The following is a 17372-nucleotide window of genomic DNA, read 5'->3' on the forward strand; positions in this document are numbered from 1 at the left end:
CAGCCATGTCCGCACCGATCGACGAAGTAAAACTGCACCTGTTTGTGGGAAAGATGCTGGGCGACCTTGGGGGCGCGATGAGCGTGCCCACCGTAAGACTGGGCGTCAGGCTGGGGCTGTTCGATGCGCTGGCGAATGCACCGGCCACCGCAGCCGATCTGGCGCAGCGCGCCGGCGGCCTGCATGAACGCTATGTGCGGGAATGGGCGCTGGCGCAGGCGGCGAACGGCTATATCGATTTCGACCCCGCCGCCGACCGGTTCAGCCTCTCGCCCGAACAGGCCATGGTGTTCCACAATGCGGATAGCCCGGTCTATCTGGTCGCGGCCTTTGAAATGGTGGCGGCGATGATCGAAGCCGAAGCCAAGGTCGAGGAATGTTTTCGCCATGGAACGGGCGTGCGCTGGGGGGATCATGCGGGTTGCCTGTTCTGCGCGACGGGGGCCTTCTTCCGCCCCGGCTATGTCAATAACATCGTCCAGAACTGGATCCCGGCGCTGGAAGGCGTGGAGGCGAAGCTTCGGTCGGGCGCGGAGGTTGCCGACATAGGGTGCGGCGTCGGTTTTTCGACCCTGCTGATGGCCGAGGCTTATCCGGCAAGCCGGTTCACCGGCTACGACTTCCACGAGCCGTCGATCGAGGAAGCGAGGCGTCATGCCCGGGCGCATGGACTTGAAGATCGGCTTCAGTTCGAAGTGGCGACCGCAAAGGAAGTTCCGGGCCGGAATTTCGACCTGGTCACCATGTATGACTGCTTGCACGACATGGGCGATCCGCGCGGATGCGCCAGGCATATGCGGGAGATCCTGGCGCCCGGCGGGTCCTGGATGATCGTCGAACCGATCGCCGGAAACAGGCCGGAGGAAAATTTCAATCCCGTCGGACGGCTCTATTACAACGCATCGACGATGATCTGCGTGCCCACTTCGCTGGATCAGGAAGTAGGCGAAGGGCTAGGCGCGCAGGCTGGCGAAGAGAAGCTGACCGCCGTGGTGCTCGACGGCGGGTTCGATCGCGTGAGACGCGCGGCGGAAGGGCCTTTCAACATGGTGCTGGAGGCGCGCTAGATTCCTCGAACATCAGCTTCATGCCCGTCCTCGGCCGGATCGTCAGGCGGCTGATCGGTTCCGGCTTGAACCCGTCAGGCACGGACAGCCGGTAGCGGCGCACCACGCTTGCGATCACCGTCATCACCTCCTGCTGGGCAAAGCCCGCGCCCACGCAGACGCGCGGGCCCCGACCGAAGGGAAACCAGGCCTGCTTCACCATCTCCGCATTGGCGGGGTCATCGAAGCGGTCCGGGTCGAAGCTGTGCGGGCACGCCCAATTATCCTTGTTCCGCTGCGTCAGCCAGGGCGCAACCACCAGCATCGCGCCTTCTTCGAGATTCTTGTCGCGCATCGGCATCGGGCAGGTGACTTCGCGCGGGAAGAAGGCGACGGGCGGATAGAGGCGCAACGTCTCGCGGAAGATGTTGCGGATCGCTCCCATGTCCTTGAGCATCGACGCCGCAAGCGGGGCGTCACCCGCAATCCCGGCAACTTCGGCGCGGGCGGCGGTCTGGATGTGGGGGCATTCCGCCAGCATGTAGAGCGCCCAGGTCATCGTGCTGGCGGACGTTTCATGGCCCGCGAGGAATATGGTCGAAACCTGATCCATCACCTGTTGCAGGGTGAAGGGTTCGCCGCTGTCGGGATGCTTCGCCTCGATGAGCGACTGGAGGATGTCGCGATGGGGCGCTTCGCCGCGCGCGTGATATCCTTCGTAGCGGGCCTCCACGATGGGACGGAACACATCATGGATCGCCTTTGCGGGTTTCAGCGACCGCGCTTCGAACCAGCGCGCCGGCGCGCCATAGAGGCGCAGCATGGAGGCGCTGTGGGCGAAGCGCTGGAACTTGCCGAATGCATTGTGGATGATGTTGGAGCGGCGCTCGTCCAGCGCTTCGGAGAAGAGCGTGCGGAATATGATGTCGGCCGCGACATGGGTCATCATCGGGTCGATATCGACCGGTTTGCGGCGATCCGCAGCGTCGATGCGGGCGAGCAGGTCGTCCGCCGCCGCGACCATCAGCGGCATGGAACGACTGAGCGCCGTATGCGCAAATGCGGGGTTCACCATCGCGCGCTGGCTTTCCCAATCCTCGCCATTGGCGGAAAAGACGCTGTTGCCGATCAGGGGCGAGAGGTTGCGGACCAGTTCGCGGTGCTTGGGGTACGCCGTGCCGCCGCGCAAAATCCTGTCCACCAGCGGCAGTTCGTTGGCGATATACATGATCTGGCCGGGCATGCGGATTTCGCCCAGCTTCATCGTGTAGCTTTTTTCAAACAGCACATGGATCCAGCTGTGCCAGCCGCGCAGAAAGCGTTTCATCAGGCCGCGCTTGGTGCGGGGCGGCTGGGGATAGGGCGGAGTGAAGGGTTCGGTCACGCTATGGCCCTGAACTGCGCCAAGGCTTCATCGATCGTGCGGCGGCCAGCGGTCAGGCTGACATAGTCCACAGGCGACAGGCGGTCACCCACCCGCAGATAATCGAAATGCGCCTCATATTTGTTCGACCAGCCGCTATTATAATTTTCCGGGTCGTAAAAGACGTGGAAGCGTGGCGAAAGCAGATCGACCCGCGCCACGCAATGGTCTGAAACCAGCCGTACCGGATGCACGCCATGATAGGCCGCGCCATCGGCGGGAGCGGAAAAGTCGATCAAGCGAAACGCCTTGTCGTCCAGCGCCTTCAAATCCTCATGATACCAGCGGGCGTCCTTGCGCAACGCGATGACGGGCACGACCTGCCCCAGCGTCAGCACGATGAACCTGTCGGGCAGGGGAGCTCCCCCACGCAACGCGAACAGGCGGCGCAGCACGCTCATCGCATAGATGGTGCCGTTGCTGTGGGACGCAAAGACGACTTCGTCATAGGGGCCGTCCATCTCTTCGGCGATGCGGGCGGCGAACTGGTCGAGCCGGGCATCCATTTCCGCGCCCGGCCCGCGCGCCGCGACGCTATGATTATAATACATGAAGCGCAGCAGCCAGGGCACGATCAGCTTGTTGAGCAGACGGCCGGAAAACAACGCGCTGACCCCGATGCCAACGAGCGCGGCAATCCAGACGGGCAGCAGCAGCGACAGCAGCAGCGCCGGAAACAGCGCCAACGCCAGCGGGATCAGCACGGCCAGCAGCGGCGGGTAAAGGATGGTGATGACCGGCCCCGGCCGCAGCTTGCGCATCCGCAGGAACTGCATGTGCCGCGCGTGAGCGGTGTAGGTGGCGATGGAGCGCCATGCGAGCGCCAGCGGATTGCGAATCCACACCTTGCCGACCAGATCCTCCCAGCGGAGGAATTCATAATCCGTTTCGACCCCGGCGCTGTGGTTGGCGACGGTCCAGCACGCGGACGAGGCAGGGCCGGAACGGCGCGCGCTCACCTCGACCTGCTCACCCGAAAGGCGCGCATATTTCTCCGCCTGCTCCCGGTACAGCTGGTGGTAGAAACGCACCCCGCGCGGATCGAAACCGCCAAGGTAGAAGACTTTACGCTTGAACTTTTCCATGGCCCCTGTCCACATCGGGCCATGACGACACCCGAACGCGATTACTGCTATTTCATAGACCACCGCAAATACAACCGAAACATCGGCTGTCGGCGCCATGACAATGCCTATGGCATCAATGGCGGCGGCAGCGAGCGGGATCGGTGGCGGGCGGACTTCGCCTTTTACCGGCACATGCGGGACAATGGCGATCCGATGGCGTTGCCCTCGCTGCTCGCCTGCCTGGCCTTTGGCTGGTTCTGCTGGAACTATCACCCCGGCAAGGGGCTGTGGCGCGGGCAACTCTTGCGCCGTTTTGCAAAAGCGCCGAAGTGAGCGCGATGAGCAAACATGTTTCCATCGGCCCGGTCACGATCGGCAACGATCTGCCCTTCGTCCTGATTTCCGGCCCCTGCCAGATCGAAAGCCGCGATCATGTGATGAGGATGGCGGAAAATCTGTCTGACGCCGCCGCAGAGGCTGGCGTGCCTTTCATCTTCAAATCCTCGTTCGACAAGGCGAACCGGACGTCCGTTTCGGGGCAGCGGGGCGTCGGCATTGATGCGGGGCTGGCGATCCTGGCTGAGGTGAAGGCGCAGTTCGGCTGTCCGGTACTGACCGACGTGCATGAGGCCGGGCAGGTCGAGGCCGCGGCAGAGGCGGTCGATATCCTCCAGATCCCGGCCTTTCTCTGCCGCCAGACCGACCTGCTGCTCGCAGCCGGGCGAACGGGCGCGGTCATCAATGTGAAGAAGGGCCAGTTCCTCGCACCCTGGGACATGGCGGCGGTTGCGCAGAAGGTCGCCTCCACCGGGAACGAGCGCATTTTGCTCACCGAACGCGGCGCGAGTTTCGGCTACAACACGCTGGTCAGCGACATGCGTTCGCTGCCGGTGATGGCGCAAACCGGTTATCCGGTCGTGTTCGACGCCACCCATTCGGTGCAGCAGCCAGGCGGGCTGGGATCGGCGTCGGGCGGCCAGCGCGAATTTGCCCCCGTCCTCGCCCGTAGCGCCGTGGCCGCCGGGGTCGCTGCCATCTTCGCCGAAGCGCATGACGATCCCGACCTTGCCCCGTCGGACGGCCCGGTCATGCTTCCCATCGAATGGGTCGGGCCGATGCTGAACAAGCTGAAGGCGATTGATGCGGCGGTGAAGCGCTGACTTCCGGCCCATTCGGGCTGAAAGCCTTGCCGAAGGCTTCCGGTCGCTCAGCCGCGCCCTTCGACAAGCTCAGGGCGAACGGAGTATATGTTCCCGACAACCAGAGTGAGCTTACCCGAGGACAAACCGCTAACAGACCGCAAATCCCCTCCGCGCCCCCGCGCCTCCGCGTGAACCAGATGTCCCCGACCTTAGGGCCGCGTCTGCCCCGTCCCGCGCACCAGCCATTTATAGGTCGTCAGCCCCTCAAGAGCCACCGGTCCGCGCGCATGCAGACGGCCTGTCGAAATGCCGATTTCCGCGCCCAGCCCGAATTCGCCGCCATCGGCAAACTGGGTCGATGCGTTCCACATCACGATTGCGCTATCCACCGCGTTCAGGAAGCGCTCGGCCTTGCCCGCATCTTCCGTAATGATCGCATCGGTATGATGGCTGGCATGGGCCGCGATATGGTCCAGCGCCTCGTCCATCCCGTCGACGATACGAACCGACACGATAGCGTCGAGATATTCGGTATCCCAATCCTCGTCCGCAGCGGCCGTCACGCGGCTGTCCATCGCCTGCACGGCTTCGTCGCCGCGCACTTCGCATTTGGCGTCGAGCAACGCCTTCACGATGGCGGGCGCCTGAGGATAAGCCTTGTCGATCAGCACCGTCTCGGTCGCGCCGCAAATGCCGGTGCGGCGCATCTTGGCGTTGACCACCAGCTTGACCGCCATGTCGGGGTCGGCCGCGCCATCGACATAGCTGTGGTTGATGCCGTCGAGATGCGCGAGCACCGGCACGCGCGCCTCTTCCTGCACGCGAGCGACCAGGCTCTTGCCCCCGCGCGGCACGATCAGGTCGATGAACTCGGCGGCTTTCAGCAGCGCGCCCACCGCCGCACGGTCGGTCGTAGGGACCAGCTGCACCGCGTCTGCGGGCAGGCCAGCGGCGGCGATGCCCTCCGCCATGGCGGCGTGGATCGCCCGGTTGCTTTCCTTCGCTTCGCTTCCGCCGCGCAGGATCACCGCGTTGCCCGCGCGCAGGCAGAGCGCAGCGGCATCGGCGGTCACATTGGGGCGGCTTTCATAAATGATGCCGATCACGCCCAGAGGCACGCGGACCCGGCTCAATTCCATGCCATTGGGACGTACCTGCGTGTCGATCACGCTGCCCAGCGGATTGACGAGGCTGGCCACCTGATCGACGCCAGCAGCCGTCGCCAGAACCCTGTCCTCGTCCAGACGCAACCGGTCCAGCAGCGCTGGCGACAGCCCGTTGGCGACCGCATTGTCCATGTCACGCGCATTGGCGGCGATGATCTGCGGCGCCTGATCGCGCAGCGCTTGAGCGGCACGGCGCAGTGCATCGATCTTCTGCGCGTCGCTCGCGCTGACCAGCGTCGCGGCGGCGGCGCGGGCGCGCGCGCCCATGGTCGCAATCAGCATTTCGGGAGTCTGGGTGAGGTCGTTCATGATAGTCAGGCCTTTCGCCCGCGCCCTTAGCATGAAAGCCGGGCCATGCGAACCCGTGCGGGCGACAGGATCACGGGCCTGCCGCCACGCCGATCACGCCGCCTGGGCGAGGCTTTCCGACTTCATCGCCCTGAACATGCGGCAGGGCGGGATGTTGCGCCATTCAACCCGCTCGACAACCTCGCTGAACTGCCCTGTGAGCAGCCGCCGAACATAGGCCGAATATTGATAGACCAGAAACTCACCCCCCGGCCGGATCGCGCGCTGCGTCTCTGCGCAGATAAATTCCCCCACCCCGTCCGGCAGGGTGGAGAAGGGAATGCCCGACAGGATGTAATCGGCCTGCAGATGCCCGGATTCGGCGATGAAGCGGCGCACATCGGCTGCCGACCCATTGACGACGCGCAGCCGGGGGTCGTCGATCTGCGCCTCCAGCCAGGCGACGAAATCCAGGTTGAGGTCTATGGCCAGCAGCGTCGCATCGGGATGCATCCGTTCCAGGATCGGCCGGGTGAATGTGCCCACGCCCGGGCCATATTCAACAAACAGCCGCGTTCGCTGCCAATCGACGCGATCCAGCATGCTGTTCACCAGCGCTGGCGAAGAGGGAATGACCGAACCGATCATGCCGGGATGCTTCACGAACTGGCGGAAGAACATGCTCCACTGACCCAGGAACGATGCGGGATCTGCTTTTTTCTTCAGGGGAATGGAGGCCATCAATACTCGCCTGTTTGCCATCTCGTCAGGGCGTTGCAAATATCGGCAGGTCTTGCAAGCCGCTTTGCACGCAGGCCGGGCACCCGCCCGGCCTGGGGTAACGAACGCGCGGATATGCAGACCGGTTCAATCCGCAATCCACTAGCCCTTGTTAAGATGGCCGTTCCCGTGATCGCAGCATGTCCGGAGACACGAAACCGATAGGTTCGACACGCATCGCGCTCTGCTTCAGCTGGGTCTTGATCTGCTCATATTCCCGCTCCATTTCCGGCGTAACGGACGCACGGGTTTCCTCCATCGCGGCTTCGAAATGCGCATGCTCGACCTTCTCGACCGATAGCGATTGGCGCAGCGCGACCAGACCGGCGCGACGCACCAGATCTTCCAGGTCAGCGCCGGTGAACCGTTCCGTCCGCTCGGCCAGATCGTCCAGATCGACATCATCGGCCAGCGGCATCTTGCCGGTATGGATCGCCAATATGCGCCTGCGCCCCGCCTTGTCCGGCACGGGGACGTAGATCAGCTCATCGAAGCGCCCCGGCCGCAACAGCGCCGGGTCGATCAGGGTCGGCCGGTTGGTCGCGCCGATGACGACCACCGACTGCAACTCTTCCAGGCCATCCATTTCCGCAAGGATGGTGTTCACCACCCGCTCCGTCACGGCCGGTTCACCCAGTCCACCGCCACGCACGGGGACCAGACTGTCCAGTTCGTCGATGAAGAGGACCGTTGGCGCAACCTGCCGCGCGCGGGCGAACAGGCGGGCGATCTGCTGCTCGCTCTCGCCATACCATTTGGACAGCAGGTCGCTCGACTTGGTCGCGATGAAATTGGCCTGCGCCTCGCGCGCGACCGCCTTGGCCAGCAGCGTCTTGCCGGTGCCGGGCGGGCCATAGAGCAGGACACCCTTGGCCGGGCGAATGCCCAGCCGGCGAAAGGCGTCCGGATCCTTCAGCGGCAGCTCGACGCCTTCCTTCAGGCGCATCTGCGCATCGTCCAGACCGCCAATGTCGGCCCAGCCGATGTTGGGCGCCTGCACCATGACCTCGCGCATTGCGGACGGCTGCACCCGCTTGATCGCGGCCATGAAATCGTCGCGCGTGACGGACAATTCCTCCAGCACATCGGGCGGGATCGTCCCTTCCTCAAGGTTCAGGCGCGGCATGAAGCGGCGCACCGTTTCGATCGCCGCCTCGCGGGTCAGCGCAGCCAGGTCGGCGCCGACAAAACCATAGGTCATCCGCGCCAGTTCACCCAGGTCGACGCGCTCGTCCAGCGGCATGCCGCGCGTATGGATGCCCATGATCTCCCGCCGCCCGCGCTCGTCCGGCACGCCGACGATGATCTCACGGTCGAAACGGCCCGGCCGCCGCAGCGCCTCGTCTATGGCTTCAGGCCGGTTCGTGGCGGCGATGACGACCAGATTGGTGCGCGGCTCCAGCCCGTCCATCAGGGTCAGCAATTGCGCGACCAGCCGTTTTTCCGTCTCGCCGGTCACATTGCCGCGCTTGGGCGCGATGGAATCGATCTCGTCGATGAACAGGATCGAGGGCGAGGATTTCGCCGCCGCCTCGAATATCTCGCGCAGTTGCTTTTCGGACTCGCCATAGGCCGAACCCATGATTTCGGGCCCGTTGATCAGGAAAAATTCCGCCTCCGACTCATTGGCGACCGCGCGCGCCAGCCGCGTCTTGCCGGTTCCCGGCGGGCCATGGAGCAGCACGCCCTTGGGCGGATCGACGCCCAGCCGCTCGAACAGTTCAGGATAGCGCAACGGCAATTCCACCATCTCGCGCAACTGGTCGATCGCCTCGGCCATGCCGCCGACATCGTCATAGGTGACGTCGGCCCGCCGAAGCTCGCGCGGCTCCTCATATTCGGCGCGCAGCTCGATTTCGGTGTCCGCGTCGATCTGAACCACGCCCTTGGGCAAGGTGGACACAACGACCAGCCGGATTTCCTGAAGCGCATAGGCGGGCGCCGCCAGCATCTGGCGCAACTGGGGCGGCATGTCGCCCGGCGGCACTTGCTGCTGCCCGGCGGTCGCGACGATGTCGCCCGCCGCCAGGGGCCGCTGGAAAAAGACGCGTTTGAGCGCATCGGGATTGCCCTGGAGCCGCAGATTATTTTGTGCAGGTGCGAATACAACGCGCTGGGCGGGCCGCGGTTCGACCTTGCTCACATGGACGAAGTCGCCCGATCCGACACCGGCATTGGCGCGCTGCAGGCCGTCGAGGCGCAGCACATCCAGCCCTTCATCTTCCTTGTAGGGGCGCACCACGCGCGCGGACGTTGACCGTTTGCCGACGATCTCGATCACGTCGCCTTCGGCCAGCTGGAGTTCCGCCATCACCGCCAGCGGAATGCGCGCAAGCCCACGTCCCGCGTCCTCTGGCCTCGCGTTGGCGACCTGAATCCTGCGTTCCGGGCTGTCCTGTTCGGCCATTGCCATCCCCTTTCTTGTCACTGCGTAACGAGATAGGAAACGTCAGAGGCCAAGGAAAGAGCCCCACCCCTACGAAGGCCCGAACAAAAAAAGGGCCGACCCGAAGGTCAGCCCGGAAAGTTTTAGGAGAGGATGCCTGAAAGGCCTTTCCTATGTGCGCCGCAGCATGTAATTTCGCAAGTGCGAAAGAATTTTAGGAGTTGCAAATTTTGCATCTTGCCGGTTGACGCAATTTCCTGCTGGGTGGAAAGAGATGATACATGCTGGATCATGTGTCACCGTCCCCCTCCGGATGACGCGTCGCAGCAGAGTGGATGCTGGCTTTTGACATATTATGCGCAGATTACCGCCCCTCACGGCCCTTGAGGCCTTTGTTCAGGTTGCCCGCCTCGGCTCCGTAAAGGCCGCGGCGGAAGAACTTGCGCTATCGACGCCTGCGCTCAGCCGCCGCGTTCAGGCGCTGGAGCGTTTCATCGGCCGCCCGCTTTTCGACCGCAAGCATCAGGCGCTGGAAATGAACGCCGATGGGCAAAAGCTGCTGGACGACATCGCCCCGGCCCTCGATTCCCTCAGCCAGGCGCTCGAAAACATCCAGAGCGGCGGCAACCAGCTGCGCCTGCGTCTGGCGGTCATGCCGCTGTTCGCTACGCAGCGCCTTTTCCCCCATCTGGGCGCGCTGCGGCAAAAGCATCCACAGCTGCATATCGACATCGAAACCACGCCCTATGCCGTTGCGCGGCTGGGCGAAGGGCTGGACGCGGCGATCGTCCTGGCCAAGGATATCGATCCGGCGCTCTACGCCCATGAACTGGACCATGACGAAGTCTATCTGATCGGCCGCAAGGCGCTGCTGGAACCGCCCAACGCGCTGGCGTCGCCTGCCGATCTGGCGCAACACACCATTTTGCTTCACCGCGACATGACGCTGTCGTTCGACGCGTGGAAGGAAGCGGTCAAGCTGCCCGACCTTCAGCCGCTGGCCATCGACAATTATGATTCGGGACAGCTGATGCTGGAGGCCGCGGCGCAGGGCCTGGGCGTGGCGGTCATGCATGCCAGCCATTACAAGGAAGCCGGCGATTCCCGCCTGGTGCGGCTGTTTCCCGAGACGCGGGTGGAAAGCCCCTATCGCTATTATTTCGTCTGCCGCCCGCGCGCCCTGCAAACCCGCGCCGTGCGGATTTTCCGCGATTGGCTGATCGGCGCGGACATTTGAAACTGGAAAATCATCGGCTCTTCAGAGGCTTGTGATTTTCTGCCTTCGACGCCCTTAACCTTGATGGGCGCCATCCGTTATAGGGGGTTATGACTGGGGCATCATCTTCCGCAAATCCGCAACATGGCCTTGCCGATCGCCTGACGCGATGGGCACGGGGCCTTTCCGGCAAGGGCGAAGCCGAGGAGGAGGTTGATGAGACCGAACCCCAACGCGCCCGCGCGGGCAGCAGCGCGCATCGCGAAATCAACCGCCGCCGTAAACTTTATGACGAGATCGGCAATTTCCTCTTCGCGCATGATCTTGACCTGACGCCGCTGAATTTCGGCGTTGCGCACGATTATCTGACCGGCGCGCAGATTGGCGTGGAAAAGGCCATCAGGGCCGTGCTGGCCGAGCGCGGCACGATCAGCAACGGCCTGGTCGAGGAAATCGTCGCCGAACAGCGCGCCGATGAGGTGACGCCCGAGGCGCTGTCCACGATGCTGGCGAAGGTCGAGGAAAATCTGTCCGAATTCACCGGCCTGATGACTGAATCGCGCAATTCGGCCAAGGATTATGGCGCCGCCCTGCAGGAAGAGGTGAAGGGCCTTGCGGCCAGAGCCGATAATGAGCCCGTCCTTGCCCGTCTGGTCGCGCTGACCCGGTCGATGGTGGAAAAGACCCGCCAGGTCGAAGGCCAGCTGCGGCAGAATGAAAAGCAAACCCACGCCCTGCGTTCCAGCCTCGCGAACGCACGCCGCGCGGCCGAACATGATCACCTGACCGGCCTTCCCAATCGCCGTGCCTTTGAAGGCACCCTTCGCGAAGAGGTCGCGCTGGCGCAGAAGGAAGGCCAGCAGTTGGCCGTCGCCTTCTGCGACATCGATCATTTCAAGGTGATCAACGATACCCATGGCCATGACACGGGCGACCGGGTGCTGAAATTCGTCGCCGGGCTGCTGGCCAAGGCCAGCAATGACCAGTGCCATGTGGCGCGGCACGGTGGCGAGGAATTCGTCATGCTGTTCCGGGGCAAGACCGCGGCCGAAGCCTGCGAGGCGGTGGACAGGGTGCGTCAGGATCTTGCGACCCGCAGCCTCGTCAACCGCACCAATGGCGAACGGATGGAGCGGGTAAGTTTTTCAGCGGGCGTCTCCAACGTCCTCGCCTATGACGATCCGCGCGCCGCGCTGAAGGCGGCCGACCGGGCGCTGTATCTCGCCAAGGAACATGGCCGTAACCGGGTCTATCTGGCAGCGGAAGTCGACTGATCGCCTCCCCTCCCGCCAAGCGGAGGGGAGCGGCTTTCAGAAATCCGGCTTTTCATAATGGGGCGGCGGGGTGATCACCTCCATCCGTTCCGACAGCAGCGGGCGGAAGGACGGGCGCGACTTGAAGCCTGCATACCAGCGCTTCACCGTCTCATGCCCGGCCCAGTCGATGCCGCCCAGATAATCCGCGACCGACAGGTGCGCCGCTGCGGCAATGTCCGCCAGGCTCATCGTCCCCCCGGCCATCCAGCTGCGGTGGTCGAGCAGATAGTCCATATAATCCATGTGGACATTGGCGCGCTTCATCGCCTCGCGCAGCACCCGGGCATCGGGCGGCGCACGCTCGATCAGGCGCTTCTTCATCCGCTCGTGCAGCAGCGGCCCGACAACGTCGCCATAGAAATTCTGGTCGAAAAAGGCGGTCAGCCGCCGCACCTCCGCCCGGCCAGCCGCCGTCCCCGAGATCAGCGGGAATTTTTCCACCGTTTCCTCGAAATATTCGCAGATCGCCTGGCTGTCGATCAGCGTGACGCCTTTTTCCACATCCACCATGACCGGCGTGGTCCCGGCGGGGTTGAGGTCCAGGAACTCGTCACGTGCATCCCACGGGGACTCGCGCACCAGATCATAGCCGACCCCCTTTTCGCCGAGCAGCAGGCGAATCTTGCGAGAAAAGGGACAAAGCGGAAATTGGAAAAGCTGCCACATGGGATTCCTGTTAGGCGTAGCCAGCCTTTGCGAAAAGCGGCAAAATCACTCGCTGCTGCTTAATTCCGGGGCGATAATGGTGGAACCTTTAGCGGCACGTGCGCGATCCGGGCTTCCGGTGACCGGATACAGGCTCTAGAGGGTCTGGCGACCGCAATGGAAAGGATGCCTGATGTCTGACGATTTCTTCCCGGTGCCTTCGGAATGGGCCGCTTCGGCGCTGCTCGACCGGGACGGACGAAAGGCGGATTATCAGCGATCGATTCAGGAATCGGACGCCTATTGGCTGGAAAGGGCCAAGCGGCTCGACTGGCACGTCTTCCCGACCAAGACCAATGAGAGCAGCTTCAATGAGGCTGATTTCGGCGTCAAATGGTTCGCCGACGGCATGCTCAACGTCAGCGCCAACTGCATCGACCGGCACCTTGCCGAGCGCGGCGATCAGACCGCTATCATCTGGGAACCGGATTCGCCCGACGCGGAGCCGCGCCGCTACACCTATGCCCAGGTCCATGAGCAAGTCTGCCGCTTCGCCAATGTGCTGAAAAACGCTGGCGCGAGGAAGGGCGACCGCATCACCGTCTATCTGCCGATGATCCCGGAGGCCGCCTTCGCCCTGCTCGCCTGCGCCCGCATCGGTGCGATCCATTCGGTCGTCTTTGGCGGCTTCTCACCCGAAGCGCTCGCCGGCCGCATCATCGACTGCGATTCCACCCTCGTCATCACCGCCGACGAAGGCTGCCGCGCGGGCAGACAAGTCCCGCTCAAGGCCAATGTCGATGCTGCGCTCAAGGAGTGTCCCAGCGTCGACAAGGTAGTGGTCGTTCAGGCGACCGGCGGCGCCGTCACCATGCAGGAGAGCCGCGACCTCTGGCTGCATGAGGAAGCCGCCAAGGTTTCCGCCGACTGCGCGCCCGAACCGATGAATGCGGAAGATCCGCTGTTCATCCTCTACACCTCCGGTTCGACGGGCAAGCCAAAGGGCGTGCTGCACACCACCGGCGGCTACCTGCTCTGGGCCAGCCTGACGCACGAACTCTGCTTCGACTACCGCCCCGGCGACATCTATTGGTGCGCCGCCGACATCGGCTGGGTCACTGGCCACAGCTACATCGTCTATGGCCCGCTGGCGAACGGCGCGACCACGCTGATGTATGAAGGCGTGCCCAACTATCCGACCCCCAGCCGCATCTGGGAAGTGGTGGACCGTCATCAGGTGCAGACGATCTTCACCGCCCCCACGGCGCTCCGCGCGCTGATGAAGGAAGGCGACGAGTTCGTCACCAAGACCAGCCGCAAGTCGCTGCGCCTGCTGGGCACCGTGGGCGAACCGATCAATCCCGAAGCCTGGCGCTGGTATCATCATGTCGTGGGCGAGGATCGCTGCCCGATCATCGATACCTGGTGGCAGACAGAGACCGGCGCGGCGATGATCGCGCCGATGCCGGGCGCGACTGACCTCAAACCCGGCTCCGCCACACTGCCGATGCCCGGCGTCGTGCCGCAGATCGTCGACAGCGAGGGCAAGGTGCTGGACGGCGCTGCCGAAGGCAACCTTGTCATCGCGCAAAGCTGGCCCGGCCAGATGCGCACCGTCTGGGGCGATCATGAACGCTTCTTCCAGACCTATTTCACGACCTTCCCCGGCAAATATACGACCGGCGACGGCGCACGCCGCGATGCGGACGGCTATTACTGGATCACCGGCCGGGTCGATGACGTCATCAACGTCTCCGGTCACCGCATGGGCACGGCAGAGGTCGAAAGCGCGCTGGTGCTGCACGAGGCCGTGGCAGAGGCGGCGGTGGTGGGCTTCCCCCACGACATCAAGGGGCAGGGCATCTACGCCTATGTGACGCTCAACGCCCATGAAGAGCCGACCGATGAGCTGCGCAAAACGCTGGTCGCATGGGTGCGCACCGAAATCGGGCCGATCGCCACGCCCGACGTCATCCAGTTCGCGCCCGGCCTGCCCAAGACCCGGTCGGGCAAGATCATGCGCCGCATCCTGCGCAAGATCGCGGAGGGCGAGGTTTCCGCGCAGGCTCTGGGCGACACCAGCACGCTCGCCGATCCGTCCGTGGTCGATAATCTGGTGGCCAACCGTCAGGGGTGAGGGCGCCAAGGATCAGGAAACGCGCGGGTGAAACGCGACCGTCCGTCGACCGGGAGTTGCACTGAATCCTGGCGATCCTGATCCTCTTCAACCTGTGGACGGTTTCGCCCATGACTCCCTGGCGGATGATCTGAAGGCTGGACGGCAAGAATTGGTGGAAGACCGCCTGCCCTTTACGTCCGTTCGTGCTGAGCTTGTCGAAGCACGCTCGCAACGGTCCGCGTCCTTCGACAGGCTCAGGACGAACGGAGCTTGATGCCTAGCGGCACTGACGAATGTCCCAGGTTGGCCGAAACCTGTCCTTTTAAACCATCTCGCCAATCAGCAGCTTGGGCAGCGCCCCGGATTCGCCGCGCGCTTCGGCCATGAAGCGGTTCTTGAGCACCGACGTCCGCTGCACCGCCGCCAGCCCCGCGCGGCGGATCAGCGACGGAACGCGGCCCGGCACGTCGAACAGCCGGACCAGCCCGTCCATCGCCACGCTTACCGACATGGCGTCCAGTCCACGCCAGCGCTGATAACGGGCCAGCAGCTGCGCATCGCCGGGGTCCAGCCCCAGCCGCATCCCCTCGACCAGCACTTCCACCAGCGCGGCGACGTCGCGGAAGCCGAGGTTGAGGCCCTGCCCAGCGATCGGGTGGATCGCATGGGCGCTGTCGCCCACCAGCGCCAGCCGCGTGTCAGTGATCCGCGCGGCATGGTGAAAGCCCAGCGGATAGCTGGACCGCGGGCCAGCGAGCGAAATCTCGCCCAGGAACCCGCCCATCCGCTTCTGCGCCTCCGCCAGCCATGCCCGCTCGGACAGTTTCAGCATCACCGGAGCCTGCTCGGTGGGCACGGTCCACACGATGGCGGATCGGGTGCCCGGCAACATCGGCAGCAGCGCGAAGGGACCGCCGGGATAGAAAATCTCGTAAGCGGTGTTGGCATGGGGCACTTCATGGTCGATCGCCGTCACCATGGCCGTGTGCTTGTACTGCCAGCGCGTCGTGCGGATTCCGGCCGCTTCGCGCGTCGGACTGTTGCGCCCCTCCGCCGCCACCAGCAGCGCGCCGTGCAGCATCGCTCCGCTCGCCAGGGTCAGCGTCACGCCATCGGCATTGCGATCGACATGGGTTGCGCGGTCGGGCTGAAAACGGGTCAGCTTCGTCGCCTTCTCCGCCGCCTGGGCCAGGGCGATACGCAGGTCGCGATTGGGGAACATGGTCCCCATCACGCCGTCGTCAGGGTCGGGCGCAAAATCGAGTGCGCCCGGCTCCAGCCCGTCGCTCACCCAGATCCGGTCGATGGGGCAGCCCTTGCCTTCCAGAAAAGCGGTGACGCCGATCGCCGACAGCATGGCATGGCTGGTCGAACTGATGGCGGAAACCCGCCCGTCAAAGCCCGCCGCGCTGGTTTCCACCGGATCGGCCGGGTCGATGACGGCGCACCGCACGCCATGACCCGAAAGCGCGATGCCAAGGGTCAGCCCAACCAGGCCCCCGCCCAAGATGACCACATCAAAATTTTGCATGCCGCCTGTCTAGGCGTTTGAGAAGGAATTGGGAAGCGTGACCAGCCACGACATCCGTTCGCCCTGAGCTTGTCGAAGGGCCATTCTCAAAAATGGAGGGCAGGGCTTCGACAGGCTCAGCCCGAACGGGGCAGGAGACTATCCGCCCTTAAAGCTTGCGCACCCAACCCGCCGGATCGGCCACGCTTCCGCGCTGAATGCCCGTCAGCTCGGCCCGCAGCGTTTCGGTGACGATGCCGCCGTCCCCGTTACCGATGGTGAAGTCGCCCTCGGCGCTTTTCACCGTGCCGATGGCAGTGACGACCGCCGCCGTGCCGCAGGCAAAGGCCTCGCGCAGCTTGCCGCTGGCTGCGTCCGCGCGCCACTGGGCAAAGCTGTAAAGCTCCTCGCGCACCTCATGCCCCTTGGCGCGGGCGAGAGTGATGATGCTGTTGCGGGTGATGCCGGGCAGGATCGTGCCCGACAGCGGCGGGGTGACGATCGATCCGTCCTCCATGACGAAGAAGACGTTCATGCCGCCCAGCTCTTCGACCCACTTATGTTCGGCCGCGTCCAGGAAGACGACCTGGTCGCATCCATGACGGGTCGCTTCCGACTGCGCGATCAGGCTCGCCGCGTAATTGCCGCCGCACTTGGCCGCGCCCGTGCCGCCCTTGGCCGCGCGGGTATAATGTTCGGACACCCAAAGCGTGACCGCCTTCTTGCCGCCCTTGAAATAGGCGCCAGCGGGCGAAGCGATGACGCAGAAAATATACTCCGCCGCCGGGCGCACGCCCAGAAAGCTCTCGCTCGCGAACATGAAGGGGCGCAGGTACAGACTGCCCTCGCCGCCGGGAATCCAGTCGGCGTCGATCTTCACCAGTTCCTCGACCGCCTCCAGGAAAACATCCTCAGGCAGGACCGGCATCGCCATGCGCTCGGCCGATTCAGCGAAGCGGCGCGCATTCTCTTCCGGCCGGAACATGGCGATGCTGCCATCTTGCCGGCGATAGGCCTTCATGCCTTCAAAGATTTCCTGCGCATAATGCAGCACGGCGCAGGCAGGATCGAGCTGGAACGGCTCGCGCGGGCCGACGGCATGGCTGTGCCATCCCTGCCCTTCGGTATAGCGAATCGTCACCATATGATCGGTGAACAACCGCCCGAAGCCCGGATCTTCCAGCAATACCGCGCGCTGGTCAGCCGACACAGCCTTGCTGCTCGGGGTGACGGTAAAGCGCGACTTCTGCTGGACGTCCATGATCTGT

General features: G+C 64.1%; 14 protein-coding genes. 6 read left to right on the top strand and 8 right to left on the bottom strand.

Going from position 1 to position 17372, the window contains the following annotated elements:
* The first annotated feature begins 5 nt into the window (after nt 1-5).
* Nucleotides 6-1067, top strand: coding sequence for a class I SAM-dependent methyltransferase (locus B6S01_RS07770; RefSeq protein WP_037465309.1), 1062 nt, complete (start codon nt 6-8; stop codon nt 1065-1067).
* Here the strand turns inward: B6S01_RS07770 and B6S01_RS07775 are convergent.
* On the bottom strand, nt 1042-2430 hold the full coding sequence (locus B6S01_RS07775) for a cytochrome P450 (protein ID WP_037465311.1): 1389 nt from the start codon (nt 2428-2430) through the stop codon (nt 1042-1044). The genes B6S01_RS07770 and B6S01_RS07775 overlap by 26 nt on opposite strands.
* Nucleotides 2427-3554: a hypothetical protein gene (locus tag B6S01_RS07780; RefSeq protein ID WP_037465313.1), complete on the bottom strand. Its 1128-nt coding sequence runs from the start codon at nt 3552-3554 to the stop codon at nt 2427-2429. The genes B6S01_RS07775 and B6S01_RS07780 overlap by 4 nt, the downstream gene beginning before the upstream one ends.
* Nucleotides 3555-3575: 21 nt before the next feature.
* Between B6S01_RS07780 and B6S01_RS07785 the strand changes: the two genes are divergently transcribed.
* Nucleotides 3576-3869 carry a hypothetical protein gene (locus tag B6S01_RS07785; protein WP_037465315.1) on the top strand — a complete coding sequence of 98 codons (294 nt, stop codon included), beginning with the start codon at nt 3576-3578 and terminating at the stop codon, nt 3867-3869.
* Between the two features lie 5 nt (nt 3870-3874).
* Nucleotides 3875-4696 (top strand): 3-deoxy-8-phosphooctulonate synthase, encoded by an 822-nt coding sequence (gene kdsA, locus B6S01_RS07790; RefSeq protein ID WP_037465317.1) that lies wholly within the window; start codon nt 3875-3877, stop codon nt 4694-4696.
* A gap of 191 nt (nt 4697-4887) precedes the next feature.
* Here the strand turns inward: kdsA and B6S01_RS07795 are convergent, their stop codons facing one another.
* From B6S01_RS07795 to B6S01_RS07805, 3 genes are all read right to left on the bottom strand, one after another.
* Nucleotides 4888-6153: a glutamate-5-semialdehyde dehydrogenase gene (locus tag B6S01_RS07795; protein ID WP_037465320.1), complete on the bottom strand. Its 1266-nt coding sequence runs from the start codon at nt 6151-6153 to the stop codon at nt 4888-4890.
* A 93-nt stretch (nt 6154-6246) separates the two neighbouring features.
* Nucleotides 6247-6873 (bottom strand): class I SAM-dependent methyltransferase, encoded by a 627-nt coding sequence (locus B6S01_RS07800; protein WP_037465323.1) that lies wholly within the window; start codon nt 6871-6873, stop codon nt 6247-6249.
* A 151-nt stretch (nt 6874-7024) separates the two neighbouring features.
* Nucleotides 7025-9319, bottom strand: a complete 2295-nt coding sequence (locus B6S01_RS07805) for a CDC48 family AAA ATPase (RefSeq protein WP_174525930.1) — start codon at nt 9317-9319, stop codon at nt 7025-7027.
* A 334-nt stretch (nt 9320-9653) separates the two neighbouring features.
* On the opposite strand from B6S01_RS07805, the gene B6S01_RS07810 reads away from it, so the two are divergent.
* A complete protein-coding gene (locus B6S01_RS07810; RefSeq protein ID WP_037465326.1) occupies nt 9654-10535 on the top strand; it encodes a LysR substrate-binding domain-containing protein in 882 nt (293 codons plus the stop codon).
* 89 nt (nt 10536-10624) lie between these two features.
* Nucleotides 10625-11788: a GGDEF domain-containing protein gene (locus B6S01_RS07815; protein ID WP_037465327.1), complete on the top strand. Its 1164-nt coding sequence runs from the start codon at nt 10625-10627 to the stop codon at nt 11786-11788.
* A gap of 36 nt (nt 11789-11824) precedes the next feature.
* Here the strand turns inward: B6S01_RS07815 and B6S01_RS07820 are convergent, their stop codons facing one another.
* A complete protein-coding gene (locus B6S01_RS07820) occupies nt 11825-12496 on the bottom strand; it encodes a glutathione S-transferase family protein (RefSeq protein ID WP_037465328.1) in 672 nt (223 codons plus the stop codon).
* Nucleotides 12497-12668: 172 nt separating this feature from the next.
* Between B6S01_RS07820 and acs the strand changes: the two genes are divergently transcribed.
* Entirely contained in the window at nt 12669-14612 is a 1944-nt protein-coding gene (gene acs, locus B6S01_RS07825; protein ID WP_037465329.1) for an acetate--CoA ligase, read from the top strand.
* Nucleotides 14613-14916: 304 nt separating this feature from the next.
* Here acs and B6S01_RS07830 read toward each other — a convergent pair whose 3' ends face one another.
* A complete protein-coding gene (locus tag B6S01_RS07830) occupies nt 14917-16125 on the bottom strand; it encodes an FAD-dependent monooxygenase (RefSeq protein WP_037465337.1) in 1209 nt (402 codons plus the stop codon).
* A gap of 148 nt (nt 16126-16273) precedes the next feature.
* Nucleotides 16274-17365: a branched-chain amino acid aminotransferase gene (locus B6S01_RS07835; protein WP_037465340.1), complete on the bottom strand. Its 1092-nt coding sequence runs from the start codon at nt 17363-17365 to the stop codon at nt 16274-16276.
* Nucleotides 17366-17372: the final 7 nt, after the last annotated feature.

The organism is Sphingobium herbicidovorans (assembly GCF_002080435.1).
GTDB lineage: Bacteria > Pseudomonadota > Alphaproteobacteria > Sphingomonadales > Sphingomonadaceae > Sphingobium > Sphingobium herbicidovorans.